Annotated in this window: 29 protein-coding genes; 13 read left to right on the forward strand and 16 right to left on the reverse strand. The window is 71.1% G+C overall.

Going from position 1 to position 24,823, the window contains the following annotated elements; all coding sequences use genetic code 11:
* Nucleotides 1–133 precede the first annotated feature (133 nt).
* The gene (locus ACXVUM_RS01845) at nt 134–1,108 is read right to left on the reverse strand and encodes an alpha/beta fold hydrolase (RefSeq protein ID WP_458520181.1); all 975 of its coding nucleotides are present in this window, start codon (nt 1,106–1,108) and stop codon (nt 134–136) included.
* 115 nt (nt 1,109–1,223) lie between these two features.
* On the opposite strand from ACXVUM_RS01845, the gene ACXVUM_RS01850 reads away from it, so the two are divergent.
* The gene (locus ACXVUM_RS01850) at nt 1,224–1,817 is read left to right on the forward strand and encodes a TetR/AcrR family transcriptional regulator (protein WP_458522756.1); all 594 of its coding nucleotides are present in this window, start codon (nt 1,224–1,226) and stop codon (nt 1,815–1,817) included.
* A gap of 4 nt (nt 1,818–1,821) precedes the next feature.
* On the opposite strand, the gene ACXVUM_RS01855 is transcribed toward ACXVUM_RS01850, so the two are convergent.
* From ACXVUM_RS01855 to ACXVUM_RS01865, 3 genes are all read right to left on the reverse strand, one after another.
* Nucleotides 1,822–2,055 carry a DUF3107 domain-containing protein gene (locus ACXVUM_RS01855; protein WP_458520182.1) on the reverse strand — a complete coding sequence of 78 codons (234 nt, stop codon included), beginning with the start codon at nt 2,053–2,055 and terminating at the stop codon, nt 1,822–1,824.
* A gap of 105 nt (nt 2,056–2,160) precedes the next feature.
* Nucleotides 2,161–2,916, reverse strand: coding sequence for a ferritin-like fold-containing protein (locus tag ACXVUM_RS01860; RefSeq protein ID WP_458520183.1), 756 nt, complete (start codon nt 2,914–2,916; stop codon nt 2,161–2,163).
* 338 nt (nt 2,917–3,254) lie between these two features.
* Entirely contained in the window at nt 3,255–3,377 is a 123-nt protein-coding gene (locus tag ACXVUM_RS01865; protein ID WP_458522901.1) for a hypothetical protein, read from the reverse strand.
* On the opposite strand from ACXVUM_RS01865, the gene ACXVUM_RS01870 reads away from it, so the two are divergent.
* Together ACXVUM_RS01870 and ACXVUM_RS01875 are read left to right on the forward strand one after the other, a co-directional pair.
* Nucleotides 3,340–4,953 (forward strand): DEAD/DEAH box helicase, encoded by a 1,614-nt coding sequence (locus tag ACXVUM_RS01870; RefSeq protein WP_458522757.1) that lies wholly within the window; start codon nt 3,340–3,342, stop codon nt 4,951–4,953. The two genes, ACXVUM_RS01865 and ACXVUM_RS01870, sit on opposite strands and share 38 nt — an antisense overlap.
* A gap of 48 nt (nt 4,954–5,001) precedes the next feature.
* On the forward strand, nt 5,002–6,318 hold the full coding sequence (locus tag ACXVUM_RS01875) for an Rv3212 family protein (RefSeq protein ID WP_458520184.1): 1,317 nt from the start codon (nt 5,002–5,004) through the stop codon (nt 6,316–6,318).
* Nucleotides 6,319–6,328: 10 nt separating this feature from the next.
* On the opposite strand, the gene ACXVUM_RS01880 is transcribed toward ACXVUM_RS01875, so the two are convergent.
* Complete coding sequence (locus ACXVUM_RS01880; protein WP_458520185.1) at nt 6,329–7,123, reverse strand: ParA family protein; 795 nt, start codon at nt 7,121–7,123, stop codon at nt 6,329–6,331.
* Nucleotides 7,124–7,258: 135 nt separating this feature from the next.
* Here ACXVUM_RS01880 and ACXVUM_RS01885 point away from each other — a divergent pair, with 135 nt between their 5' ends.
* The gene (locus ACXVUM_RS01885) at nt 7,259–7,951 is read left to right on the forward strand and encodes an acid phosphatase (protein ID WP_458520186.1); all 693 of its coding nucleotides are present in this window, start codon (nt 7,259–7,261) and stop codon (nt 7,949–7,951) included.
* Between the two features lie 18 nt (nt 7,952–7,969).
* Here ACXVUM_RS01885 and ACXVUM_RS01890 read toward each other — a convergent pair whose 3' ends face one another.
* Nucleotides 7,970–8,422: a hypothetical protein gene (locus ACXVUM_RS01890; protein WP_458520187.1), complete on the reverse strand. Its 453-nt coding sequence runs from the start codon at nt 8,420–8,422 to the stop codon at nt 7,970–7,972.
* A gap of 95 nt (nt 8,423–8,517) precedes the next feature.
* Here ACXVUM_RS01890 and ACXVUM_RS01895 point away from each other — a divergent pair, with 95 nt between their 5' ends.
* The 3 genes from ACXVUM_RS01895 to ACXVUM_RS01905 all read left to right on the forward strand — a co-directional run bounded on the left by ACXVUM_RS01895 (nt 8,518) and on the right by ACXVUM_RS01905 (nt 11,004).
* On the forward strand, nt 8,518–9,504 hold the full coding sequence (locus tag ACXVUM_RS01895; protein WP_458520188.1) for an alpha/beta fold hydrolase: 987 nt from the start codon (nt 8,518–8,520) through the stop codon (nt 9,502–9,504).
* Nucleotides 9,505–9,523: 19 nt separating this feature from the next.
* The gene (locus ACXVUM_RS01900) at nt 9,524–10,492 is read left to right on the forward strand and encodes a diacylglycerol/lipid kinase family protein (RefSeq protein WP_458520189.1); all 969 of its coding nucleotides are present in this window, start codon (nt 9,524–9,526) and stop codon (nt 10,490–10,492) included.
* A 254-nt stretch (nt 10,493–10,746) separates the two neighbouring features.
* Nucleotides 10,747–11,004, forward strand: coding sequence for a WhiB family transcriptional regulator (locus tag ACXVUM_RS01905; RefSeq protein WP_458520190.1), 258 nt, complete (start codon nt 10,747–10,749; stop codon nt 11,002–11,004).
* A gap of 76 nt (nt 11,005–11,080) precedes the next feature.
* Here the strand turns inward: ACXVUM_RS01905 and ACXVUM_RS01910 are convergent, their stop codons facing one another.
* Both ACXVUM_RS01910 and ACXVUM_RS01915 read right to left on the reverse strand, forming a co-directional pair.
* Nucleotides 11,081–12,571 (reverse strand): sensor histidine kinase, encoded by a 1,491-nt coding sequence (locus tag ACXVUM_RS01910; RefSeq protein WP_458520191.1) that lies wholly within the window; start codon nt 12,569–12,571, stop codon nt 11,081–11,083.
* 25 nt (nt 12,572–12,596) lie between these two features.
* Entirely contained in the window at nt 12,597–12,812 is a 216-nt protein-coding gene (locus ACXVUM_RS01915; protein WP_458520192.1) for a biotin/lipoyl-binding carrier protein, read from the reverse strand.
* 133 nt (nt 12,813–12,945) lie between these two features.
* On the opposite strand from ACXVUM_RS01915, the gene ACXVUM_RS01920 reads away from it, so the two are divergent.
* Entirely contained in the window at nt 12,946–13,020 is a 75-nt protein-coding gene (locus tag ACXVUM_RS01920; RefSeq protein WP_371865352.1) for a 50S ribosomal protein bL37, read from the forward strand.
* 66 nt (nt 13,021–13,086) lie between these two features.
* On the opposite strand, the gene rsrA is transcribed toward ACXVUM_RS01920, so the two are convergent.
* Nucleotides 13,087–13,410 (reverse strand): mycothiol system anti-sigma-R factor, encoded by a 324-nt coding sequence (gene rsrA, locus ACXVUM_RS01925; protein ID WP_458520193.1) that lies wholly within the window; start codon nt 13,408–13,410, stop codon nt 13,087–13,089.
* Complete coding sequence (locus ACXVUM_RS01930) at nt 13,407–14,189, reverse strand: sigma-70 family RNA polymerase sigma factor (protein ID WP_458520194.1); 783 nt, start codon at nt 14,187–14,189, stop codon at nt 13,407–13,409. Before ACXVUM_RS01930 ends, rsrA begins: the two co-directional genes overlap by 4 nt.
* A gap of 204 nt (nt 14,190–14,393) precedes the next feature.
* Between ACXVUM_RS01930 and ACXVUM_RS01935 the strand changes: the two genes are divergently transcribed.
* Nucleotides 14,394–14,885: an aminoacyl-tRNA deacylase gene (locus tag ACXVUM_RS01935; protein WP_458520195.1), complete on the forward strand. Its 492-nt coding sequence runs from the start codon at nt 14,394–14,396 to the stop codon at nt 14,883–14,885.
* A gap of 12 nt (nt 14,886–14,897) precedes the next feature.
* On the opposite strand, the gene ACXVUM_RS01940 is transcribed toward ACXVUM_RS01935, so the two are convergent.
* On the reverse strand, nt 14,898–15,716 hold the full coding sequence (locus ACXVUM_RS01940) for an SOS response-associated peptidase (protein ID WP_458522758.1): 819 nt from the start codon (nt 15,714–15,716) through the stop codon (nt 14,898–14,900).
* A gap of 72 nt (nt 15,717–15,788) precedes the next feature.
* On the opposite strand from ACXVUM_RS01940, the gene ACXVUM_RS01945 reads away from it, so the two are divergent.
* From ACXVUM_RS01945 to rsgA, 3 genes are all read left to right on the forward strand, one after another.
* The gene (locus ACXVUM_RS01945) at nt 15,789–16,355 is read left to right on the forward strand and encodes a hypothetical protein (protein ID WP_458520196.1); all 567 of its coding nucleotides are present in this window, start codon (nt 15,789–15,791) and stop codon (nt 16,353–16,355) included.
* 71 nt (nt 16,356–16,426) lie between these two features.
* On the forward strand, nt 16,427–17,686 hold the full coding sequence (aroA, locus tag ACXVUM_RS01950) for a 3-phosphoshikimate 1-carboxyvinyltransferase (RefSeq protein ID WP_458520197.1): 1,260 nt from the start codon (nt 16,427–16,429) through the stop codon (nt 17,684–17,686).
* On the forward strand, nt 17,679–18,713 hold the full coding sequence (gene rsgA, locus ACXVUM_RS01955; RefSeq protein ID WP_458520198.1) for a ribosome small subunit-dependent GTPase A: 1,035 nt from the start codon (nt 17,679–17,681) through the stop codon (nt 18,711–18,713). The genes aroA and rsgA overlap by 8 nt, the downstream gene beginning before the upstream one ends.
* Here rsgA and ACXVUM_RS01960 read toward each other — a convergent pair.
* From ACXVUM_RS01960 to ACXVUM_RS01975, 4 genes are all read right to left on the reverse strand, one after another.
* Entirely contained in the window at nt 18,710–19,942 is a 1,233-nt protein-coding gene (locus ACXVUM_RS01960) for a fatty acid desaturase family protein (protein WP_458522759.1), read from the reverse strand. The two genes, rsgA and ACXVUM_RS01960, sit on opposite strands and share 4 nt — an antisense overlap.
* Nucleotides 19,943–19,991: 49 nt before the next feature.
* Nucleotides 19,992–21,296, reverse strand: coding sequence for a fatty acid desaturase family protein (locus ACXVUM_RS01965; RefSeq protein ID WP_458520199.1), 1,305 nt, complete (start codon nt 21,294–21,296; stop codon nt 19,992–19,994).
* A 196-nt stretch (nt 21,297–21,492) separates the two neighbouring features.
* Nucleotides 21,493–22,008, reverse strand: a complete 516-nt coding sequence (locus tag ACXVUM_RS01970; protein WP_458520200.1) for a DUF6912 family protein — start codon at nt 22,006–22,008, stop codon at nt 21,493–21,495.
* A 20-nt stretch (nt 22,009–22,028) separates the two neighbouring features.
* The gene (locus tag ACXVUM_RS01975) at nt 22,029–23,468 is read right to left on the reverse strand and encodes a wax ester/triacylglycerol synthase family O-acyltransferase (protein WP_458520201.1); all 1,440 of its coding nucleotides are present in this window, start codon (nt 23,466–23,468) and stop codon (nt 22,029–22,031) included.
* 59 nt (nt 23,469–23,527) lie between these two features.
* On the opposite strand from ACXVUM_RS01975, the gene ACXVUM_RS01980 reads away from it, so the two are divergent.
* Nucleotides 23,528–24,157 carry a DUF4232 domain-containing protein gene (locus tag ACXVUM_RS01980; protein WP_458520202.1) on the forward strand — a complete coding sequence of 210 codons (630 nt, stop codon included), beginning with the start codon at nt 23,528–23,530 and terminating at the stop codon, nt 24,155–24,157.
* A gap of 63 nt (nt 24,158–24,220) precedes the next feature.
* On the opposite strand, the gene ACXVUM_RS01985 is transcribed toward ACXVUM_RS01980, so the two are convergent.
* On the reverse strand, nt 24,221–24,721 hold the full coding sequence (locus tag ACXVUM_RS01985) for an Rv3235 family protein (RefSeq protein ID WP_458520203.1): 501 nt from the start codon (nt 24,719–24,721) through the stop codon (nt 24,221–24,223).
* Between the last annotated feature and the right edge of the window lie 102 nt (nt 24,722–24,823).

A 24,823-nucleotide genomic window follows, 5' to 3' on the forward strand; every position in this document is an offset into this window, starting at 1 on the left:
CCGGGCGCCGACGGACCACGCGGCCCGGGCGCCGTCGGGGTGCGGGGATGTCCACCGCCGCCGGAGCTCACGTCGTCACCATCTCACACCGCGACAGACGCGCCCGGGACGCTCGCCGGGCGGTCGGGCGACGTCAGGACGTCCGCGACGCCTCCGCGACCTCGACGTGTCGGGCGATCTCGCGGGCCGTCTCGACCGGGATCTCCATCTGACACACGTGCCCGACGGCGCCGAACATGACGAGCCGCGAGTCCGGGATCGCCCGGATCAGTCGCGGGGCGATCGCGGAGCTGACGAGCTTGTCGCGACCACCCCAGACGACGAGCGTCGGCGAGCCGATCGCCTGCGCGACGCGCCAGTGCGCACGGCCCGACATCCACACCCAACTGGCGACCAGCGCGGTGAGTGTCCGCGAGAGGGCGACCGGCGCCCAGGGCAGCGCCGCGCGGGCCACCGCGTGCTCGACGGCCTGCGCGGTGCGCACCGGCCCGAGTCGGGACGGGTCGACCATGATCTCGCGCAGGGTCTGCGCCACCTGCCGTTCGGGGTGCGATCGGCCGAGGTAGCCGAAGACCGCCGGACCGACCCGGGGCACCGACGCGAGCGTCAGCGGCACGAAGCTGAGGCGACGCACACGCGGCCGCAGGTCGGGGAACGCCGGCGAGATGAGGGTGAGGGTGGTGACGAGGTCCGGACGGGCCGCGGCGACCCGCGCGACGATCGCCCCGCCGAGGGAGTTGCCCACCAGGTGGGCGCCGCCGAGGTGCTCGAGGACGGCGATCACCGACGCGACCATCGTCGTCAGCGAGTAGTCGCCGTCGGCGGGTGGATCGGAGAAGCCGAACCCGGGCAGGTCCATCGCGTACCCGTCGAGCACCGGCGCGAGGACCTCACCGAGGTCGGTCCAGTTCAGCGACGACCCCCCGAGACCGTGGACGTAGAGGGCGCGACCCACGGGGAGGTCCTCGGCGGCCGGTCGGGGCACGCGGCGCAGGAACACACCCCGTCCGTCGAGCTCGACGCGACCACCGGGCCACGGCGGGCTGGTGCGGTCGAGCGGTGCGAGGCGGTCACGCAGGGACGTCGGCTCTGCCCGGGATGTCGACACGGCTCCAGCATGCCTCTCACCCGGTTCGGCCGCCGAGTAGTGTCGTCGCATGCCCGGAGCCCCCCAGCGTGACTCCGTCGGGAGGGCCGACGAGACCGCACGCCGCAACGTCCGCATGCCGCGGAGCGCGCGTCGTGTTCAACTCCTCGACGCGGCCAGCGAGATCTTCGTCGAACGCGGATACCACTCGGCCGGGATGGACGAGATCGCCATCCACGCCGGGGTCAGCAAACCCGTTCTCTACCAGCACTTCCCGGGAAAGCTCGACCTGTACCTCGCGGTGCTCGAGGAGCACGCCGAGGCGATGGTGTCCCAGGTCCGCAACGCGCTGGAGACCACCACCGACAACCGTCTGCGTGTGCGAGCCGCGGTGCAGGCCTTCTTCGACTTCATCGACCAGGACCACCAGGGCTACCGGTTGATCTTCGAGTCCGACGCGCTGGACCCGGCCGCCATCCGGCGGGTCGAGAGCGCGACCGAGGCATGCGTCGACGCCGTCTACGGACTCGTCATGCACGACTCCGGACTCGACCCCTACCGCTCACGGATGCTGGCCGCGGGACTCGTCGGCGCCAGCCAGGTGAACGCGCGCTACTGGCTCGACGCGCGGCGCCCCATCAGCAAGGCCGACGCGGTCGAGACCACGGTGGCGTTGCTGTGGGGCGGACTGTCACGGGTGCCGCTGCAGGGCGGGACGTTCGGGGGCTGAGCCCTCAGGCCGCGCCGAAGCCGACGCGGGGACGCTCGGCGGAACCGACCTCGACGTAGGCGATCTTGGTGACCGGGATCAGGTAGCGGGCGCCCTTGTCGTCGGTCAGCCGCAGAAGCGACTCCTTGCCGGACAGCGCGGCCTCGACGGCGGCGTGCACGTCGTCGCTGGTCTGATCGGTCTGCACGAGCAGCTCGCGAGAGCTGTCCGAGATACCGATCTTCACGTCCACAGCCACGGTCGTCCTCCTCCACGCGTCACCCGGTCGGGATCTCGACCCAAGGCTAGTGGAGCGCGACGACGCCACCCCAGCGCACTCCGCTGTGGGCGTACCTCCGGTCGGTCAGCCCAGGTCGAGGTCGTTCATCCGGGCCGCGTGCCGGTCCTGGATGGAGCCGAAGAACGCCGAGACACGACCGAGGTCGGCGGACTCGCTGAACAGGACGTCGGTCAGCGCCTCCTCCGAGGCCAGGACGTGCTGCGCCTGGGTGATGGCCTCGCCGAGCAGCCTGCGTCCCCACAGACGCAGCGGCGACGTCATCGCCGGGTCGGCTGCGACGGCCGCGCGGACCTGGTCGCGGGCGAACGCCGAGTGCCCCGTCTCGGCCATCACCTTCTGCACGATGATCTCGGCGTCGCGGGGCAGGGTGTGCGCCACCTCGAGATAGAAGTCCGCGGCCAGCCCGTCCCCGATGTAGGCCTTCACCATCGACTCGAGCCAGGTGTTGGGGGTCGTCGAGCCGTGATAGCGGTCGAGCACGGGCGCGTAGTGCGCCACCGTCTCGTCGACGTCGCAGCCTCGGCGGACGAGTTCGTCGGCGAGGATCTCGAAGTGCACCATCTCGGCGCCGGCCATCTGCGCCATCGCGACTCGACCCCGCAGGTCGGGCGCCATCTCTGCCTCGGACACGAGGCGGTAGAACGCGGCGATCTCCCCCGCCAGCAGGACTCCGAACAGCGCGGTGATGCCGGGGTGGTCGTCGGGCAGGGGCGGGATCTCCCCGCGGGGACGGACCTCCGGGGCGAGGGACGCCGACGACCCGGGCAGCATCCCGCCGGTCGACGACTGCGGGGCTTCTCCGGGGGTCGAGGCGGCCATGCGCCGATCGTAGGCGACCCCCGCCCGCGGACCGCCCCGAGCGATCGATCGTGGCTGTCCGGACGCGCGGATGCGGCGTCCACGCTGCGGGGACGTACACTCGCCGTGACGGTCGCCGCTGCGACCGGCGACACGAGACCCGGGTCCGCGTCGCCGCGGCGGACACCGACCGTCGCGAGAAGATGCGCGCGTACCGAGTACGTCGACGCCCCGCGCGAGCCGCCGATCCCGGCCGGACCGCCGGAGGCACGACCCGAACCATCGGATTCCGCGGGCGGTCCCCCGCCCCAGAGAACGCCACCACCCCGGGTACGCGCAGACGCGACACCGGAAGGCAATCACATCAGTACAGACAACATCAGCGCCGTCACCGACGAGAGCACCGCGACCGACGGGACCACCGTCGTCACCGGCGAGTCCCCCATCGACCCCGACGTGCCCCAGACGACGATCGTCGACACCGAAACGCATGTGGCACCGACCTTCGCCGAGCTGGGCGTCAGCGACGAGATCGTCGCCGCCCTCGAGGCCGACGGCAAGACCCGCACGTTCGCCATCCAGGAGCTGACACTCCCCCTCGCGCTCGCCGGCGACGACCTCATCGGTCAGGCACGCACCGGCATGGGCAAGACCTTCGGGTTCGGCGTCCCGCTGCTGCACCGCATCACCCAGGTCGCGCCCGGCAGCGACGGCCCGCTGCGTCCGCTCGACGGCACCCCGCGCGCACTCGTCATCGTCCCGACCCGCGAGCTGTGTCTGCAGGTCACCGGCGACCTCCAGGTCGCCGGCAAGGACATCGAGGTCGACCCGCAGCCGAACCCGAAGCGCAAGCTGTCGATCGTGTCGATCTACGGCGGTCGGCCGTACGAGTCGCAGATCGCCGAGCTGCAGGCCGGCGCCGACGTCGTGGTCGGCACCCCGGGCCGTCTGCTCGACCTCGCCCAGCAGGGCCACCTCATCCTCGGCAAGGTGCAGATCCTCGTCCTCGACGAGGCCGACGAGATGCTCGACCTCGGGTTCCTGCCCGACATCGAGCGCATCATGCGCGCCCTGCCCGACCAGCGTCAGACGATGCTCTTCTCGGCCACCATGCCCGGCCCGATCGTCACGCTGGCGCGGACGTTCCTGAACCGGCCGACGCACATCCGGGCCGAGCACGCCGGCGACTCCGCCGTGCACGACCGGACCAAGCAGTACGCCTACCGCGCGCACGCGCTGGACAAGGCCGAGCTGGTGGCGCGGGTGCTGCAGGCCGAAGGCCGCGGCGCGACGATGATCTTCACCCGCACCAAACGGACGGCGCAGAAGGTCGCCGACGACCTCGCCGAGCGCGGATTCAAGGTCGGCGCGGTGCACGGCGACCTCGGTCAGGTCGCCCGTGAGAAGGCGCTCGGTCGGTTCCGCGACGGCACCATCGACGTGATCGTCGCGACCGACGTCGCCGCCCGCGGCATCGACATCGACGACGTCACCCACGTCATCAACTACCAGTGCCCCGAGGACGACAAGGCGTACGTGCACCGCATCGGCCGCACCGGGCGTGCGGGTCGTACCGGTATCGCCGTGACGCTCGTCGACTGGGACGAGCTGCACAAGTGGAAGCTCATCAACGACGCCCTCGACCTCGACATCCCCGAGCCCGTCGAGACGTACTCCAGCTCGGATCACCTGCACACCGACCTCGACATCCCCACCTCGGCCACCGGCCGCATCGCGCCGCCACCGGCCCGCGAGCGCGACGGATCGTCCGACGGCGGGTCGCGTGAGCGGCGTGCACCGCGCGCCGATCGGGAACGTCGTCGCACACGGGGCGCCCGTAGTGGCGGCACCAGCGGCGGCAACGGCAATGGTGGCGCCACCACGAGCTCGACGACCACGGCGTCCTCGGGCACCGACTCCGCCGCACCGTCGACGGAGCAGGGCGAGGGCGACGGGTCGTCGCGACCGCGTCGTCGGCGCCGTCGCGGTCGTGGCCGTGGCGCGGGCGCCGGGGCTGAGAACGCGTCGTCGACACCCTCGGGCTCCTCCGACCAGTGACCGTGTGAGCCCGACCCGAGTGGGAGCGACGCGAGTGGGACCGACGCGATGACCCTCACCCGTCCCCCGGGATCGGGACGTCGGCTTCGTCCGGAACGTCGGACCCGCACCGACCTCGTCGTCACCGCGGTGATCGTCGTCGTGGTGATCGTCGTCGCCGCGCTGGTCTGGTACGTCAGCCCGTCGCGGCACACGTCCATCGACTCCGCGGCAGCCCCGCTGCAGCCTGTCGCCGACGCGACCGCGGCCCCCACCGCGCTCGTCCCCGCGTGGTCCGCACCCTCGCCGGTGACCCCGATGCCGGTCGTCACCGACTCCGCCGTCGTCACCGCCGACGGCGGTGCGGTCGTCGCGCACGACCCGGACGACGGGTCGGTGCTGTGGAGTTACCGACGGAACCTGTCGTTGTGCGGGGTCATCGCCGCGTTCCCGTCCGCACCCCGTGTCGTCGCGGCCTATCGGAACAGCCGCGGCTGCGGCGAGGTCACCGCGCTGCGATCCGACGACGGGCGCCGCGCCTCCACGCGCAGCAGCCTCGCCGACGCGCAGGTCTCGCTGGAGACCGCGTCGGACTACGTGGTCGCCCAGGGCGCCACGCGGCTCGAGTCGTGGGGCTCGACACTGGTGCGCGGCGTCGAGTACGGCCGGGTGACCGCATCCGTGCAGCCGAACACCCAACCGCGCTCGGGGTGCCGTCTGCTGTCCAGTGCCACCGGGGCCGACCAGATCGCCGTCGTCGAACGGTGCCCCGACGAGGCCGGCTACCGCCTCACCGTGATCTCGGCGGCACAGGACAAGGACGGCAAGGTCTCGCAGCTCGGCTCGCGCCTGATCACCGACAGCGTCGCCGGCCCGGTGCCGCAGGTCGTCGCGGTCTCCTCGTCGGCGGTGGCCGTCTACCGTGGCGGCTCCCCCACCGCGACCTCCGGGCCCACGCCGTCACCGGCGAACGGACCGGAGATCCGTGTCTACGGGACCGACGCCGGCCTGCGCAGCACCCACGAGGTGCTCGGTTCCGGCGACATCCCGCCGAACTCGGTGCCCGTGCGCTCGACGAGCGCCGAGGCGGGGACCGTGCTCACCGTCTTCACCGGCAGCGCCACCGTCGTGCTGGACCCGACCGATCTGACGCCGCGCTATCAGATCCCCGGCACCCTGGGGCCGGCGGTGCTGATGGGCGCCGACCTGATCGTCCCCGGCCCGTCGGGGATCACCGTCGTCGACCCGGCCACCGGGGCGCAGCGTCGCACGATCGCCGTGTCCCGTCCGGGCTACACCGGCGGGACCGTGGGCCTGATGCCGATCGGCACCGACATCGCCGCCGAGTACGACGGCACCGTGCACGTGCTGCGCGGGACCAGCTGAGCGCGACCGCTCAGACGACGGCCTCGACGACCGCCAGCGGCTTGCCCGCATCCCAGTGCGCCCAGAGGTTCTCCGCCAGTTCGCGATACGCCTCCGAGCCCTTGTTCTTGCGACCCGTCATGACGCTCGTCCCCGACGCGGACGCCTCGGCGAAGCGGACGGTTCGCGGGATCGGGGGGTGGAGCACGGGCAGGTCGTACCGGTCGGAGACGTCGGCGAGGACGTCGCGGCTGTGCGTGGTGCGGGAGTCGTAGAGGGTAGGGACGACGCCGAGCAGCGTCAGGTCGGGGTTGGTGATCTGCTGGACCTCGGTGACCGTCCGCAGCAGCTGGCCGACGCCGCGGTGCGCGAGGGTCTCGCACTGGAGCGGGACCACGACCTCCGACGCCGCGGTCAGCCCGTTGAGCGTCAGCACCCCCAGTGAGGGCGGGCAGTCGACGAGGATGACGTCGTAGTCCTGTGCGACCTGCGCCAGCGCGCGCTTGAGGGCGTACTCGCGACCGGGACGCATCAGCAGCAACGCCTCGGCGCCGGCGAGGTCGATGGTGGCGGGCAGCAGCGTCATCCCGTCCTCGGTGGACAGCAGGGCGTCGACGATCTCCGTCTCACCGAGGAGCACCTCGTGCACGGACACCTCGAGCTGGTCGGGGTCGTGGCCGAGGGAGAAGGTGAGCGAGCCCTGGGGGTCGAGGTCGACCACGAGCACCGAGAGGTCCATCCCGGTCAACGCGGCACCGACAGAGGCGACGGTCGTCGTCTTGGCGACGCCGCCCTTCTGGTTCGCGACGGCGAGGGTGCGGCTCATCGGCGCTCGGCGTAGGTCGGGACGGTCATCGGGCGGCTCCCTCTCCAGCACTGCGACGTCAGCGGGCCAGGCGCGTCGCTCCCGCGTGCACCATGCGCTGTCGAGGATAGGCGTGCCGGGTGCCACGATGGGCGCATGGGCGAGACGACACGGCCGCGGACGCCGTCGGACACGACGGAGTCGACCCCGGCGGAGGCACCGACGCATCGGCTGATCGTGATCCGACACGGCGAGACCGAATGGTCGAAGACCGGGCGCCACACCGGCGTCAGCGACATCGACCTCACCGACCACGGTGTCGAGCAGGCGCGGTCGCTCGTCGGGCCGATCGGTGAGCTGTCGCTGACCTCGCCACGGGTCATCAGCTCGCCGAGGGTGCGCGCCCGACGGACCGCCGACCTCGCGGGCCTCGAGGTCGACGAGATCGATCCCGCGGTGACCGAGTGGGACTACGGCGAGTACGAGGGCCGGACGAGTCCGGACATCCACCGGGATCGGCCGGGCTGGAACGTCTTCGACGACGGCGGCCCGGGCGGGGAGTCGCCGGTGGAGATGACCCGACGTGTCGACGGCGTGATCGACGCGATGGTGCCGCGGCTCGAGGAGGGCGACGTCGTGGTCGTCACCCACGGCCACTTCTCGCGATCGTTGCTCGCGCGGTGGGTCGGGGCCCCGATCGCCCTCGGACAGCACCTGACGATGCTTCCCGCGTCGATCGCCGTGCTGGGTTTCGACGGGCGGACGCGGAACCTCAGTGCGCTCGGCGTCACCGGGTATCGCAGCGCGGATTACGTCGATGCAGGACGGCCGAGCCGTCGAATCAGCTGAGTGGCCGAGGCGTCGCGGTCAGGCGTCGGCGTCGGGGGCGTCGCCACCGGAGAGCCATCGCACCGACGACGGTGAGAAGAGCAGCACCAGCACGACGAGCACGACGATGAGCAGCGGCGCACCGAAGTAGGGCCGTCCACTGTCGGTGAGCAGCGCGAACGCGACGGGGATGAGAAGGATCTGCGCGACCACCGCGATCGCCCGACCCCAGCGACGACCCAGGACGAGCGCGACGCCACCGGCGATGACGCCGCCGCCGAGGATCACGAACCAGGCCGCGGTGCCGTAGGCGTTGATGAAGCCGGAGTGCTCGGCGCCGGTGAGCCCGCGGATCGCGAACACGATGCCCGCGACCACCCCGACGGCACCTTCCAGTGCGACCACGACGCCGGCCCGGCGCACCGCGGTCGGCGGCGGGTCGAGTCGGCGGGTCTCCTGCGGGTCCGGGCTCGACGGATCGGTCGACGTCACGCGACCAGCCTAGTTCGGGCGACGGCCACGCCCCGCCGCGGTCGTCGCGGCGGGGGCCGTTGACGCCGCGGTCGGCGTGTGCCAGCGTCCGAGGTGTGACCCGCACCATGACGGCGGTCCGCAGCGTGGCGCCGATGGTGTCGGATCTGCGGTCGGTGACGACCATGCTCGCCCCGGTTCGACCGGTCCCGCAGCTCGCCGAGCCGGAGCTGCCGTGGACGGAGACGACCCTGGTGGACCTCGGCGCGCGCGGTCGGGTGACGGTCCGTCACACCCCGGGGCTGCATGATTCCGACGTTCCACCGGTCGTGCTCCTGCACGGCGTCACCCTCACCGCCGACCTCAACTTCTTCGCACTCGCCGACGTCGTGGGCACGCGGCGTCCCGCCATCGTGTTCGACCTGCCGAACCACGGCACCGGGATCCGGGTGCGGCGCTTCGACTTCACCGATCTCGCGGACGACATCGTGGCCGTCCTCGATCACCTCGGCGTGCCCCGGGCGGTGCTCGTGGGGTACTCGCTCGGCGGCATCACCGCGATGGTGACCGCGGATCGTCACCCCTCCCGCGTCGCGGGGATCGTCGTGCAGGCCGCGGCGATGCGGTACGGCGTCGACCTGCGCGAGCGGGTGTTCCTGCAGGCGGTGTCGGCCGTCCACCGCCTGCGTCTCGACGATGCGACCAAGTCGCTGCCCACGCGCTACTGGCGCGTCGCGGCGCGCCGGAGTCCGCACGCGGCCGCCCGGTGGGAGTGGATCTCCCGACAGATGACGGTGACCGGACGTGCGCGACTCGCGAGCGTGTTCGCCGCGGTCGGAGGCACCGACCACCGACATCTGCGTCCGCAGATGCCCCGGGTCGTGATGGTGCTGCGGTCCGATCGGGTGTGCCCGCCTCGCCTGCAACGTGAGGCCGCCGCCCTGCTGGACGCGCGGGTGATCGAGGCCGACGCCGACCACGATCTGCCGGTCGCCGACCCCGAGCGCTACGCACATCTGACGGCGCGCGCACTCGACCACGTCACCGACCTGATCGCCGACGAGCGCGGTCGGCACGACGGGCCGGACTCCGACGGGCGGTGACCCTCTAGGCTCGGACATCGTGCGCGCCCTCCTGATCGTGAACCCGTTCGCGACGTCGACGACCGGCGCAGGACGCGACGCGTTGGCCAACACGCTCTCCGCGCGGTGCGATCTGACCGTCGAACTGACCACACACCGTGGGCACGCCGGCGAGATCGCCGCCACCGCAGGTGTCCGCGGATTCGAGGTCGTCATCGTCCACGGTGGCGACGGGACCGTGAACGAGGTCGTCAACGGGCTGATCGCCCCGCCCGGTGCCGGGGTCGAGACGGACCCCGTCCCCGCGCTCGCCGTGGTCCCGGGCGGGAGCGCCAACGTCTTCGCCCGGTCCCTGGGGGTGCTCGCCGACCCGCTCCAGGCGACCGGCCAGCTCATCACGTTGCTGTCGGTGGGGTCGCGTCGTCGGATCAGCCTGGGCCACGTCGACCGCCGGTGGTTCCTGTTCAACGCCGGCATGGGCGTCGACGCCGAGGTCGTGCACTCCATCGAGGACCAGCGACGCGCGGGCAAGGCCGCCAGCGACGCGCGCTACATCGCCACCACCGTGTCGCACTTCCTGCGCGGATCGCGACGATCCCCGTCGCTGACCGTCTCCACCCCGACGCCGGACGGGGGGCGACGAGTCGTCGAGGACGTGCACTTCGCGTTCGTCAGCAACACGAGTCCCTGGACCTACATCGGCGACCGTCCGGTGTGCACCAACCCCGACACCGCTTTCGACACCGGGCTCGGCCTCTTCGCATCGAGGTCGATGCGGGTGCACAAGATCCTGCCGCTGGCGGCGCAGCTGTTGCTGGGCATCCCGCCCGGTCTGGGGCATCTGGTGCGCGACGACGACGTCACGTCGGTACGTATCGAGGCGTCGGAGCCGGTCGACCTGCAGATGGACGGCGACTACATCGGGGAACGCACACTGGCGGAGTTCGGGTGTGTCCACGATCGCCTCGAGGTGGTCGCCCCGCCGGTCGCCGCTGGATCACGCCGTTGATGGCGTGACAGGGATCACCGGCCCGATCGGAAAATTCTCGGCACAGCTGGCCCGACCGTAGTACAACGGTTCGAGGACACGACGGGGCACCCCCGTGAAATCAGTGACGTTGCCCACGTGTAAGGGCGACACCATTGACTTCATCGTGATTCGTGAAAGCATTCACAAGCAACAGTGCGGAAACATTCACTACGCACGAGTGAACGACACATGACATCGGCGCGCGTCACGTACGCGCATGCGAAGGAGCAGGAATGGACTGGCGGCACAAGGCGATCTGTCGTGACGAGGATCCGGAGCTGTTCTTCCCCGTGGGGACCAGCGGCCCGGCCATCGCGCAGATCGCTGACGCGAAGCTCGTCTGCAACCGCTGCCCCGTGACCGCCGAGTGCCTGTCGTGGGCGCTCGAGTCGGGCCAGGACGCGGGCGTGTGGGGCGGCATGAGCGAGGACGAGCGTCGGGCGTTGAAGCGTCGCAACGCGCGCACCCGGAGCCGCAGCACCGTCGTCTGAGAAGACCGCGAACCACGACGAGCCCGGCGGGAAACCGCCGGGCTCGTCGCATGTCCGGGCCCGGTCGGTGGCTGCGTCAGCGCAGCGGGACGGTGAGGACCGCCTGGGCACCGCCCTCGGGGCGGTTGCTCAGTTCCAGGGTCCCGCCGAGTTCGATGCGCACCAGGGTGTGCACGATCTGCAGCCCGAGACGTTCGACGGCCCGGTGGTCGAACCCGGGGGGCAGGCCGACGCCGTCGTCGCGGACCGCGACGACGAGCCGTCGGGTGTTGCGGTCGGCGTCGATGACGACCTCGCCCTCCTCGCCGTCGGTGTAGCCGTGTTCCACCGCGTTCTGGATCAGCTCGGTGAGGACCATGACCATGGGCATCGCCAGGTCCGACGCCAGCACGCCCAGGCGCCCGGCGCGACGCACCACGGCATGCCCGTCCCCTGCCGCGACGTCGGCCAGCACGGGCACCAGTTGGTCGACGACGACGTCGAGGTCGACGGCCTCGTCGACCGATCCCGACAACAACTCGTGCACCAGCGCGATCGCGGCGACGCGGCGCACGGCCTCGTTCAGGGCGCCCCGGGCCTCCGGGTTGTCGGTCCGTCGCGCCTGCAGGCGCAGCAGCGCGGACACGCTCTGCAGGTTGTTCTTGACCCGGTGATGGATCTCCCGGATCGTGGCATCCTTGCTGATCAGGGCCCGATCGCGCCGCTTGAGCTCGGTGACGTCGCGCAGCAGCACGGCGGCACCGGCAGGCTGCCCGCCGGGGTGCAGCGGCACCGCCCGCAACAGCACGGTCGCGCGTCGCGCGTCGGCCTCGGTCCGCATCCCCGACCTGCCCGCGACGGCGTCGGTGATCATCCCGACCACCTCCTCGGCCTCGAAGCGGTCGGTCAGCAGTTCGGCCATGACGTCCACGAGCCGGTTGCCGGTCAGATCGGCGGTCCATCCCATCCGGTGCACGGCCGACAGCGCGTTCGGGCTGGCGAACGCGACGACGCCGTCGCCGTCGACGCGGATGAACCCGTCACCGGCCCGCGGGGTGGACAGGCCGCGGGGGTTGCCCTCGTTCTGCGGGAACGTGCCGTCGGAGAGCATCTGACAGAGGTCGTCGGCGCAGTCCTGGTAGGCCATCTCCAGTGACGACGGCAGTCGCTGCTGCGCGAGGTCCGCGGTCCGGGTGACCGTGGCGACCACCTGGCCCTCGAACGTCACGGGCACGGCCTCGCGCCGCACCGCCAACGGACCGTTCTCCCGGCGCAGGCCGGAGTCGAGGGTGGCGGGTTCGGGTGCCCGCACGATCCGTCGTCCGGACATCGCCTCGGCCACGAGACGGTCGTCCGACAGCGACGTCGAGAGCCCCACCTGATCGACGGGGTACACCGTCGGCGCCGTGTTCGGGCGACACTGCGCCACACAGATCAGACCGTCGTCGTCGGTCTCGACGACCATCAGCAGGTCGGCGAACGAGAGGTCGGCGAGGATCTGCCACTCGGCGACCACGCGTTGCAGATGTCCCGCGACCGACCCGGACAGGTCGGTGTGCTCGGCGAGCAGATCCGTCAGCGTCGACATGCGACCCCCGCGGTGTGGCGCGGGCTCAGTCGATGGTGGCGATGACGTCGCCGGCCTGGATGACGTCGCCGACCGCGACCTTCACCTCGCCGACGGTGCCCGATTCCTCGGCGAGGACCGGGATCTCCATCTTCATCGACTCCAACAGGACGATGGTGTCGCCGGGGACGATCTCCTGGCCCGCCTCCACACGCACCTCGAGGACACTCGCCACGATCTCGGCCACCACTGGTTCTGCCACAGCCAACCCTCCACACCGATCCGGCGACGCCGCGGGGTCGCCGCGACGCCGACTGTCGGAGACAACCTATCGCGACGGATTGGGATGGGGTCACACGGTCGTGGGAGAATGGCCTGCGACGAAGGGAGTCACCATGGGCAAGCGAGGACGCAAGAAGCGCAGTCGCAAGAAGAACGCCGCCAACCACGGCAAGCGACCCAACGCCTGAGGCGTTGCAGACACGACGAGGGCCGGACCTGATCACAGGTCCGGCCCTCGTCGTCTGTCTCGGGTGTCAGCCCTCGGTGGCGCGGGTGATGACGGTCTTGCGGATCTCCGACGTCAGCCGATCGCGCAGCGAGTCCGGCGCACGATCGCCCCCGCACTTGCGGTTGACGAGGCTCTTGAGCTGCGACTCGATGCCGTAATGGGCGAGGCAGCTCGAGCACTCGTCGATGTGCGACTGCAGGCGCTCGCGGACGTCGTCGTCGCACTCGTTGTCCAGCAGCAGCCACACGTCGGCGATGACGGCCGAGCAGTCGAGCTGCTCGAACTCGGCGTTCTCCTCCGCGCTCAGGTCCTGCGGCACCTGCGTCCGGTCGGTGTGATCAGCGGTCATCGGGTCACCTCCGCGGTGTCGCCACCGGATCGACGGGCGAAGCCGCGTTCCGCGGCGACGTCGGCCAGCAGCGCACGCAGTTGCTTGCGGCCACGGTGGAGTCGGGACATGACCGTTCCGATGGGAGTGTCCATGATCTGGGCGATCTCCTTGTAGGGCAGGCCTTCCACATCGGCGTAGTAGACGGCCATCCGGAAATCTTCCGGGAGTTCTTGCAGGGCGTTCTTGATGTCGTCGTCGGGAAGCGCGTCGAGCGCCTCGATCTCCGCCGAGCGCAGACCCGTCGACGTGTGCTCCGCGGTCGCGGCGAGCTGCCAGTCGGTGATCTCGTCGGTGGGGTACTGCGCGGGCTGGCGCTGACGCTTGCGGTACCCGTTGATGTAGGTGTTGGTCAGGATGCGGTACAGCCAGGCCTTCAGGTTGGTGCCGGCCTTGAAGGAATGGAAGGCCGAGAACGCCTTCACGAAGGTCTCCTGCACCAGGTCCTCGGCGTCGGCCGGGTTCCGGGTCATGCGCAGGGCCGCGCCGTACATCTGGTCCAGGAGCGGGAGGGCGTCCCGCTCGAACCGTGCATCCCGCTCCGCAGGCGTCTCGACCTCCTGGTCGATCGCCTCCGGTTCGGCCGCTGCCGTCGCTTCGGGATCGCGCACCTTCACCCTCTCGGCTGTGCTCACGCGTGACCTGTCGTGGTCACGGCCATCAGACGAGCCTACCGAGGGCATGTGGTGGACGAACACGGGTCGGACACCGATGCGGTCGTCGAGGACGGTGCTCGTCATCTCGACCTCCTTCTCGTGTCGTCGTGCCGGTCGGGACCGACCGGTCGGATCAACGATCGCAAATCGATAACGGGGAGGTGAACTCCACGAGATCGAGCGGTCGAGACCCTGTCTCCGAATCGCACAACAGTGCCACGTGGCGGAATGTTCCGCAGCACTACGATCGGTCGCTGTGAACTGCACCGACAGGCGCCTGACGTGGGCGTGAGCACTCCTGCGACGGCCGCACTCGCCGCGGCCGGGACCCCCTTCGCGGTGCACCGTTACCGTTCCGTGACCGGGGTCGGATCGTTCGGCGAGGAGGCCGTGGAACACCTGACGACGGCACTGGGGGTGCAGGGAGCGCGGGTGTTCAAGACGCTCGTGGTGGCCGCGCCGGGGGCCGGTCGGCACGGTCTCGCGGTGGCCGTCGTGCCGGTGCACAGGCGCATGGCCCCGAAGGCCGTCGCGGCGGCGCTCGGCGTCGGTCGCGTCGACCTGGCCGAGCCGGCGACGGTCACGCGGTCGACGGGTTACGTGCTCGGGGGCGTCTCACCGATCGGCCAGCGGCGCCCGCTCCCGACGGTGGTCGACGCGTCGGCCTCCACCTTCTCGACGGTCTTCTGCAGCGGCGGTCGTCGGGGACTCGAGATCGAGCTCGCGCCGGCGGACCTCGTCGCGGTCACGGGCGCCGTCGTCGCGGACATCTGCGCCTGACCCCACCCAGGGTCAGAGAAGGGTCTGCTGTTCCGGCTTCTCCCCCACCGGCTCCAGCAGGTCCGGACCGTTGTTGGCGACGCGGTTCACCAGCGACGCCATCTCACGGCGATCGATCGCCGCGACGACCTCGTCCGACGGCGGGGCGAGCAGGGTCTCGGCGGGCGGCGCATCCGGGTCCAGCCAGGCGTCCCAGTTCTCCGACGGCATGATCAGCGGCATCCGGTCGTGGATGTCCCGCAGCGGTCCGACGGCGTCGGTGGTGATGATCGTGCAGCTCATCAGCGGCGGGGTGTCGGGACCGGCGTCCTTGGGTCGCCACGTGGTCCACAGCCCGGCCATGAACAGCCGCGTCCCGTCGACCGGGGACATGAAGAACGGCGTCTTGATCGGTTTCCCGTCGGGCCCGGTGTCCTTGCGCCACTCGTACCACCCGTCCATCGGGACCAGCGCCCGACGACCCTTGAGTGACGTCCTGAACGACGACTTCTCCGCCACGCTCTCCGCTCGCGCGTTGAACAGCAGCGGCGCCTTCGCGAGGTCCTTGGTCCACGGCGGCACCAGTCCCCAGCGCATCGCCCGCACCCGCATCCGCGCCGCCGAGTCGGGATCGTCGTGGTCATGGCGGGACACCACGGCCATGATCGTGGTGGTCGGGGCGACGTTGTAGTTGACGCCGGGTCCGCGCCGCGCGGCCGGCGCGTCACCGTCGGCGGCCTCCTGAACGTCCTTCTCGGTCTCCGTCGACGCGGGGGCGCTCACCTCGTCGACGGCGTCGAGTTCCGCGGCGAGCGTCGCCGGGTCGGTCGTCACCGCATACCGTCCGCACATGGTGTCCATGCTGACACCCCGCGCCGACATCGGTGCGCACCGAACGGGACCACATCGTGCGAGCATCCGACGATGAGCACACGCGCGGCCATCGCCGACCGCTACCGGCGGCTGGTCCGTCGCTCTCATGACCCTCTCGAGCCGGCCCGGGCGCGGGCGCGCATGTCCGCCTACGTCTACGGGACGCTCCTCGCGCTCGCGGCCGTCGTGGTGGTCGACCCACCCGCGATCGAGGACGGTCGCGCCGTGCTCGTCGTGGTGGGGACCACCGCCACCACGTTCCTCGCGCATGTGTTCGCCGAGATCGTCGCGCACCGCGTGATCGTCGACACCGACGACGACCGGCCCCATCCGGCGCGGACACGTGAGGCGGTCGAGGAGCTGCGCGACGCGCTCCCGATCGCCTCGTCGGGTGCGTTCCCCGCGGCGTTCCTGGTGCTCGGCTGGCTCGGCGTCCTCTCGCCGACGTGGGCCTACATCCTCGCCGGGGCCGGGCCGATCGTGCGGATCGCACTGGCGGAGGTGGCGATCCAGCGTCTGCAGAACCGGCCGATGACGATCCAGATGCTCGTCGGCGCGCTCGCCACGGCGGCGGTCGCGATCGCCATCGTCGCGGTCAAGGTCGCCGTCGCGCACTGACGGGTCGGACGAGCGTCGTCGGCCGACCGTGCAGCCGTACGCCCGTCGGGGCCATGGGACAATCGGCGGCGATGAGCAGCTGGCATGCCCCGACCACGACCACCCCGGTGTCGGCGACGGTGACGCTGCCGGGCTCGAAGTCCATCACCAACCGTGCGCTGATCCTCGCCGCCCTCGCCGACGGGCCGAGCACCCTGCGCGGCGTGCTGCGCAGCCGTGACACCGACCTCATGCTCGCCGCCCTCGAGGCGCTCGGCGTGGGGGTCGCGGTGGACGGCGAACCGACGACGGTGACGGTCACCCCGGGCCGCCTGCACGGAGGCCACGTCGAGTGCGGTCTCGCCGGCACCGTCATGCGATTCGTGCCGTCGCTCGCAGCTCTCGCCGACGGTGTGGTCACCGTCGACGGCGACGAGCAGATGCGCGCCCGTCCGGTCGACGTGATCCTGCGCGCGCTCGGTGATCTCGGTGTCGCCGTCGACGGCACCGCCCTGCCGTTCGCCATCACCGGCACCGGCACAGTCCCGGGCGGTGCGGTCACCCTCGACGCCTCGTCGTCCTCGCAGTTCGTCTCGGGGCTGCTGCTCAGCGCCGCCCGGTTCGACCGGGGCATCACCGTCCATCACGTGGGCACACCGGTCCCGTCGCAGCCGCACATCGACATGACCGTCGAGATGCTCCGGGCCGCGGGCGTCGCCGTCGACGACGGTGACGCGAACACCTGGCGCGTCGCGCCCGGGCCGGTGGCGGCGGTCGACTGGGTCGTCGAACCCGACCTGTCGAACGCGGCGGCGTTCCTCGCGGCGGCCGCCGCGACGGGTGGCAGCGTCTCGGTGCCGCACTGGCCCGCGCGCACCACCCAGCCCGGCGCCCAGATCGTCGACGTCCTCGACGCGATGGGCGCGAGCACCGAGCGGGCCGACGGGGTGCTGACCGTCCGCGGCCCGGATCGGTTGCAGGGCATCAGCGCCGACCTCGGCGACATCGGTGAGCTGACACCGACGATCGCGGCGCTGTGTGCCCTCGCCGAGTCGGCGTCGACCCTCTCGGGCATCGCGCACCTCCGCGGCCACGAGACCGATCGGCTCGCGGCGCTCACCGCCGAGATCACCGCGCTCGGCGGCCGCTGCACCGAGACCGCCGACGGCCTGCGGATCGAGCCCGCACCGCTGCACGGCGGCGTGTGGCACAGCTACGCCGACCACCGGATGGCGACGGCCGGCGCGCTGGTCGGGCTGGTCGTCGACGGCGTCGAGGTCGACGACATCGGCTGCACCTCGAAGACGTTGCCGGACTTCCCCGCGATGTGGTCGGCGATGCTGGGTGGCTGACGCGGGCCCCGGGCGCGCCGCCCGCCGATACGACGAGAGCGACGTACGGGTACGTCCCGGCAAGGGCAGTCGCCCCCGGACGAAGACCCGGCCTGCACACGACGACGCCGTCGAGGCGATGGTCGTCTCCCGCGATCGAGGCCGCTGGGGGTGTGTGCTCGACACCCCCGATGCGCGCGAGGTGGTCTGCATGCGCGCCCGCGAGCTGGGGCGCACACCCGTCGTCGTGGGCGACCGGGTGTCGGTGGTCGGTGACCTCTCCGGCGACGAGGGGTCGCTCGCGCGGATCGTCCGCGTCGCCGAACGCACGACGGTGTTGCGACGGACCGCCGACGACACCGACCCCTTCGAGCGGATCGTCGTCGCCAATGCAGAACAACTGCTCATCGTGACCGCCCTGGCCGATCCCCCGCCCCGCACCGGGTTCGTCGAGCGCGCACTCGTCGCCGCCTACGCGGGTGGTCCGCGACCGGTGCTGTGTCTGACGAAATCCGATCTGGCCGACCCCACGGAGTTCACGGCGGCGTTCGCCGACCTGGACCTGCCGATCGTGCTCGCCGGTCGTGACGACCCGACCGAGGCCGTCGCCGAGATGCTCGTGGGCACCACCACCTGCCTCATCGGGCACTCCGGGGTGGGCAAGTCCACGCTGGTCAACCGCCTCGTCCCCGACGCCCATCGGGCGACCGGCGTGGTGTCCGGGGTGGGCAAGGGACGCCACACCTCGACGCAGTCTGTGGCACTGCGGCTGCCGGGCGGCGGATGGGTGATCGACACCCCCGGGATCCGATCGTTCGGGCTCGCGCACGTCTCCCCCGACGACGTCGTGAAGGCGTTCGCCGACCTCGCCGAGGTGGTCGAGAGCTGCCCCCGCGGATGCCGTCACCTCGGTCCGCCGTCGGATCCGGAGTGCGCGCTGGATCAGCTGTCCGGCGAGACCGCTCGTCGCGCCGAGGCCGTCCGCCACCTGCTGCTGGCGGTGAACCCCGACAACAACCGATCGGGTCCGGAGGAGACCGGCTCCTAGGCCGCCACGCGCTGCCGGCCGCGGGCGATCGCGCTCTTCAGACCGCTCTGGATGCGACGGGTGCGCCGTGCCGGGTCGGATTTCGCGCCCGCGGGCAGCGACGCCCAGCGCCGCTCGGAGGCGGTCTCGGGTGCGTCGTCGGCGGTCGCACGCAGGAAACGGTCCGGCAGCGACAGCTTCATGATCGTGCGCAGGGTCTGCCCGTACTGCCCGAGCAGCGACCCGGTCGTGTACGGCAGGTCGTACTCGGCGCAGATGCGTCGCACCTGCACGCCGATCTCGGCGTAGCGGTTGCTCGGCAGGTCCGGGAACAGGTGGTGCTCGATCTGGTAGCAGAGGTTGCCGCTCATGAACGCCATCGCGGGACCCGCACGGAAATTGGCCGTCCCCAACATCTGTCGCAGATACCACTGACCGGGTGTCTCGTTCTCCAGCGACTCGACGGTGAACTTCTCGGCGCCGTCGGGGAAGTGCCCGCAGAAGATGACGACGTAGGCCCACAGGTTGCGGACGAGGTTGGCGGTGAGGTTCGCACCGACGGTCCGCGGCGCGCGACGACCCGACAGCGCGGGGAACAGCACGTAGTCCTTGACCATCTGACGACCGACCTTGCGCAGGAACGTCAGCACGTCGCCGCGGGCCTCGGGCCACGGCTTCCGACCGGTGACGACCTCCTTGAGGTCGAGGTCGTGCAGGGCGATACCCCACTCGAACGTCGCGGCGAGGAACACGTTGATGAACGGACCACCGAGGTGTTTGGGCTGCCACGGCTCGTCGCGGGTCACCCGGATCACCTTGTAACCGAGGTCCTCGTCCATCCCCCACACGTTCGTGTACTTGTGGTGGACCACGTTGTGCGAGTGCTTCCAGTGCGGCGACGCACACACCATGTCCCACTCCCACGACGTGGAGTGGACCTCGGGGTCGTTCATCCAGTCCCACTGGCCGTGCATGACGTTGTGGCCGAGCTCCATGTTCTCGATGATCTTCGCCACCGAGAGCAGGGCCGTCCCCGCGAGCCAGTCCGTGCGCGACCGGTTGTTCCACAACACCAGGCGACCGGCCGCCTCGAGGATCCGCTGAGCGGTGATGGTGCGACGCAGGTATCTCGCGTCGCGTGTCCCGCGGTCGGCCTCGACGTCGCGGCGGAGCTGATCGAGCTCCGCCCCGAGTGCCGCGACGTCCGCATCACTGAGATGGGCGTAGGTGTTGATGTCGGTGATGGCGATGGCGGATCAGCCTCTCAGACGTACCGGTGTGGCGAGGTCCGGTGGACGATCAGGCCGCGGACCTCTGCTGGGCGGCTCGACGGGCGACCGGGACGATCCGGTCGCGCTTGGCTCGACGACGCTCCCGCACCGCGGCGATGGCCGTCGCCAGTCCGCGTCGACGCCCGCTGGTCGGGTCGACCGACGGGGTGCCGTCCCACGACAGGTCCGCGAACCGCTTCTCCGACGCCGTCTCGGGCGCGTCGTCACGCGTGTCGCGCAGGTACTTGTCCGGGAGCGACAGCTTGGCGATGGTGCGCCAGGCCTTCGCGTACTGCAACGGGAACGACCCCGTCGTGTAGGGCAGATCGTACTCGTCGCACAGGGCCTGGACGCGCAGGGAGATCTCGCGCAGACGGTTGCTGGGCAGGTCGGGGAAGATGTGGTGCTCGATCTGGAACGAGAGGTTCCCGCTCATGAACGCGAGCACCGGACCGCACTCGAAGTTCGCGCTGCCGAGCATCTGCCGCAGGTACCACTCCCCGCGCGACTCGGAGTCGACGTCCTGCTTGGTGAACTTCTCGGCACCGTCGGGGAAGTGTCCGCAGAAGATGATCGCGTTGGACCACACGTTGCGGATGACGTTGGCCATCGCCGTCGCCGTCAGCGCCGAGCGGGCACCGGAGCGCGAGCGGGTGAGACCACCGGCGACAGCGGGGTGCAGGACGTAGTCCTTGAGGATCTGCCTGCCGATCTTGTCCATGACGACCTTGCCGCGGGCCGCGAACTCGTCCTTGGGCAGCTTGCCGTTCACCGCGCGCCCGATCTCCAGGTGCTGGATGGCGACGGCGTACTCGAACAGCACCTGCAGCAGCGTCATGTAGACGACATTGCCCAGGTAGAACGGGTGCCAGCGCTGGTCACGCGTGACGCGCAGCGTCCCGTAGCCCACGTCGTCGTCCATGCCGAGGACGTTCGTGTACTTGTGATGGATGTAGTTGTGGGTGTGCTTCCAGTGCTCGGCGGCACCGGCGTTGTCCCACTCCCAGCTGGTCGAGTGGACCTCGGGGTCGTTCATCCAGTCCCACTGGCCGTGCATGACGTTGTGGCCGAGCTCCATGTTCTCGACGATCTTCGCCACACCCAGCGCGCTCGCGCCGGCCCACCACAGCTTCCGGTTGCGGGCACCGACGATCATCGCGCGACCGGCGACCTCCAGGCCGCGCTGGAAGCGGATCGTGTTGCGGATGTAGCGCGCGTCGCGCTCTCCGCGGGAGGCCTCGATGTCGGCGCGGATCGCGTCGAGCCGGCGCCCCAGCTCCTCGACGTCGGCGTCGGTGAGATGTGCGTACTCGGGGATGTTGGTGATCGCCACGCGGTCCTCCTGAACCCTCCGGTCGATAACCTACGGAACCGTAGGTCGCTACCTACCCGAGCGTAGGTTACGGAGTCGTAGGTGTCTACGGAGTGAGCGGTATGCGGGGTGGATCACAGTGCCCGGCGGCGACCACGGTGCTCGCGACCAGCGCGGCGTCCGGTCAGCCCGCGTCCGATCGCCTCGTGTCCGGCGGTCAGAGCAGTTCGAGCAGGAACGGCAGTTCCTGGGTGGCGAACCATGCGAGGTCGTGGTCGTCGACGTCACCGATGGTCAGTTCCGCGTCCTCGTCACCGAGATCGGCGGCGTCGACGGCCTCGACGGCCTTGGCGACCGCGCTCTCCGCCTCGGCGACGTCGACGTGGACCGAGGCGATCGCCGCGAGCGGCACCGACGGCGGGATCTTCACCACGGCGGCGTCGAGATCGGGACGGAGCGTCACCGGCTCGACGTCGGCGGCGACGACCACCCGACGGGGCGGCAGCGGGTCGTCGGTGTCCGACGGCGACTCCCCCTCGGCCGACAGCAGCCGCAGCGACGCACGAGCGGCCTCGCGCATGGCCGCCTCGGCCAGCTCCTCGTCGTCGCCGGAGGTGTAGGACTCGCGCAGGGCGGGCGTGAGGGCGAACGCGGTGCCCCCGACCGACTCGAACGACCCGGACCCGGTGAGCCCGCTGACCATCCGCAACGTCGCCGGGATGTAGACCCTCACGGTTGTCGCCTCCTCTTCGATCACGGATCCGACGCCCGCGCGGCCAGCTCACCGACGGCCTCGGCGAGATACTCCGGCATCGACGCCAGGTCCCACATGATGTCGCGGTCCCCGTTGAACGCCACGAAGATCCGACCGTTGTAGTGATTCAACCCGATGGCCAGGGCACGCTGCGGCACCAGGGCGGGGACGGGGTAGGCGGCGATGATCCGGTTGCCTGCGAGGTACTGCGGCGCCGATCCCCCGCCCGCGATGCTGATCGGCAGGTTGAACGAGCGACCCGACAGCGTCGCGGCCGCACGCGAGGTCATGGCGTGGAAGGTCGCCGGCCCGACCTCGGGCAACCACGAGGGGGTGCCCATCGCCACCCGACGGCCCGACGTCGAGTGGCGGCCGGTGAGGTGGGCGACCTGCGACAGACGGACGGTGGGGTTGGGTTCACCCACGGGCAGGTCGGTGACGAACCCACGGACGCCTGCCGCGGTCCACTCGCCGTCGCCGATCTGGTCCCACGACGCGCCCGAGGTGCCGGCGTCGGCGTGACCGTTGTAGGCGCCGAGTGGCACCAGGGCGCGGACGGTCTCCGACGCGTCGACGGTCGCGTTGCGCGACAGCAGCCAGCGACGGAGTGCACCGGCGATGGCGGCGAGCACGACGTCGGTCATCGAGCAGTCGTTGTACCGGGCGACCCGCGCGCAGGTCCGTGCGTCCGCGGAGGCGACGGTGAACCGCCGGCGTCCGCTGGTGGGACCGTTCAGCGGGCTGTCGGGTGCGCCGTCGGTCGCGAACCGCAGCATCGACCCGACCCGTCGCATCGACCCCGTGACCGCGGACCCGACGCCGGCGACCGGCGCCGACACCATGCGGACCGCCCCGACGATCTCCCAGGGCCGGGTGGCCACGTCGGTGAGCGCGCCCATGACGAGCGAGGCGTCCGACGGCTCCGGCGCCGCCAGCCAGATGTCCTGGGGCGCGTCCGGCGGCTGCGGGCTGTCGTCGACGAGGGCCTGCATGATCTCGACGGCGTCGTGGCCGTCGACGAGTGCCTGGTGGGTCTTGGTGAGGACCGCCATCCTGTTGTCGGTGAGGCCCTCGACGAGATACATCTCCCACAGCGGCCGCGACCGGTCCAGCGGGCGCGACATCAGCCGGGCCACGAGGTCGTGGAGTTGCTCCTCGGCACCCGGGCTCGGTAGCGCCGATCGGCGCACGTGGTAGGTGATGTCGAAGTCGTTGTCGTCCACCCACACCGGGCGACCGAGCCCCAGGGTGACCTCGCGGATGCGCTGGCGGTAACGCGGGACCGCGCCGAGACGGCTCTCGACGGTGGCCAGCAGTCGGTCGTACTGGAGCTGGTGGTCCGCGCGGTCGAGGACGAGCAGGGACCCGATGTGGGTCGTCGCGTTCTGGTCGTCGAGGTAGTAGAACTGCGCGTCCTGCGTCGACAGTCGTGTCACCACTCGCCGTCCACCCTCTCTCCGCTCGCGCCCATCGTATGCGGCGGAGCATGATCGCAGGCATGTCGATCATGCGCATCCGGACACTCGTCCTCGGCATCGCCACCGTCGCCGCCACGGTCTCGGTCGCCGCCTGCTCCTCCGGATCGGGGGATTCGACGAACGCGTCGCAGCCGGTGACGACGGTCGTCGTCACCTCGACCGAGAGCCCCACCACCACCCCGACTCCCCCGTCGTCCTCGGCGTCCTCGAGCGCGCCGACGTCCGACGACGCGTCGTCGACCCGGTGTCGTGCCGCAGAGCTGACCGGCGCATTGGCACCTGCCCAGGGCGGCGCATCGGCGGGTTCGCAACATTACGTCCTGACCCTCACGAACACCGGATCGCGGACGTGCACGACGGGTGGCTACCCGGGCGTGTCGTTCGTCGGCGACGGGAACGGGACACAGCTCGGCGCGCCGGCGCGGCGAGACGGGTCCGACGGCGGCACGGTCACCCTGCCGCCGTCCGGCAGCGCACGCGCTGCGCTCACCGTCGCCCAGGCCGGCAACTTCCCGGCCTGCTCGCCGCAGACCGCGGACGGTCTGCGGATCTACCCACCGGACGACCGCGACTCGCTGTTCGTACGGACCAGTGGGATCACGGCGTGCCGATCGTCGGCGGTGCTGCTCAGCGTGGGCCCCCTGCACTGACATCTCGCAGGCTGCGTCTGCGACCCCCGCGCCGCGTCTGCGAGCTGTTCCGACGTCGATCCGTCAGACCGTCGTCACGTTGACGAGCATCCACTGCAGGCGGGTGCGGCGCGGCCCTCCGGGTGCGTGCGGTCGCACCCGCACGGGCATCCGTTGAATCCGCGCCGCGAGCGCGTGCACCCGCGGACCGCGCGCGTAGCTCGCGGTGACCTCGGCGGCGTCAGGGCCCGACCACTGCAGGTGCACCCGCGCGAGCGACGCCGTGGCGACGACGGTCCCCGGCGGACGCGTGACGGACGCCCGGGCAGCGGTGAGCACCGCGATCTGATCGACGATGTGGCCGACGGCGACACCACCGAGGTGGGCGAGGGGACGTCGTCGGTCGAGCACCTCGAGGACCATCGTCACCGCGGACACCGCGAATGCGCGGGCGGCGGGGTCGACGGTGTCGGCAGCCCGGCGCGGGACCGGTGTGGCGACGCGGGTCGCCGGCGCCTCCGACGGGTCGGGGACACATCGTGGGATCTCGCGGAATCCCAACCCGGTGGTCGTCGGTGCCTGCATGCGTCTCTCCCCTCGCCCGGCGGCACGTCGATCGGTGCCGTCCTGTCGAGAATTGGACGCAGCCCGCGGGCGGGTGGTTCCATCCGGCCCGGGGGGGGGGGG

It is taken from the genome of Williamsia sp. SKLECPSW1, from assembly GCF_054332755.1.

Coding starts and splice junctions, on each gene's coding strand:
- ACXVUM_RS01880 (WP_458520185.1), bottom strand. CDS start 7,123: ATGAGCCGCACCCTCGCCGTCGCGAACCAGAAGGGCGGCGTCGCCAAG.
- ACXVUM_RS01980 (WP_458520202.1), top strand. CDS start 23,528: ATGTCGATCATGCGCATCCGGACACTCGTCCTCGGCATCGCCACCGTC.
- ACXVUM_RS01940 (WP_458522758.1), bottom strand. CDS start 15,716: ATGTGCGGACGGTATGCGGTGACGACCGACCCGGCGACGCTCGCCGCG.
- ACXVUM_RS01860 (WP_458520183.1), bottom strand. CDS start 2,916: ATGGCCGCCTCGACCCCCGGAGAAGCCCCGCAGTCGTCGACCGGCGGG.
- ACXVUM_RS01985 (WP_458520203.1), bottom strand. CDS start 24,721: ATGCAGGCACCGACGACCACCGGGTTGGGATTCCGCGAGATCCCACGA.
- ACXVUM_RS01875 (WP_458520184.1), top strand. CDS start 5,002: ATGACCCTCACCCGTCCCCCGGGATCGGGACGTCGGCTTCGTCCGGAA.
- rsrA (WP_458520193.1), bottom strand. CDS start 13,410: ATGACCGCTGATCACACCGACCGGACGCAGGTGCCGCAGGACCTGAGC.
- ACXVUM_RS01945 (WP_458520196.1), top strand. CDS start 15,789: ATGAGCACACGCGCGGCCATCGCCGACCGCTACCGGCGGCTGGTCCGT.
- ACXVUM_RS01930 (WP_458520194.1), bottom strand. CDS start 14,189: ATGACGAGCACCGTCCTCGACGACCGCATCGGTGTCCGACCCGTGTTC.
- ACXVUM_RS01885 (WP_458520186.1), top strand. CDS start 7,259: ATGGGCGAGACGACACGGCCGCGGACGCCGTCGGACACGACGGAGTCG.
- aroA (WP_458520197.1), top strand. CDS start 16,427: ATGAGCAGCTGGCATGCCCCGACCACGACCACCCCGGTGTCGGCGACG.
- ACXVUM_RS01910 (WP_458520191.1), bottom strand. CDS start 12,571: ATGTCGACGCTGACGGATCTGCTCGCCGAGCACACCGACCTGTCCGGG.
- ACXVUM_RS01905 (WP_458520190.1), top strand. CDS start 10,747: ATGGACTGGCGGCACAAGGCGATCTGTCGTGACGAGGATCCGGAGCTG.
- ACXVUM_RS01850 (WP_458522756.1), top strand. CDS start 1,224: ATGCCGCGGAGCGCGCGTCGTGTTCAACTCCTCGACGCGGCCAGCGAG.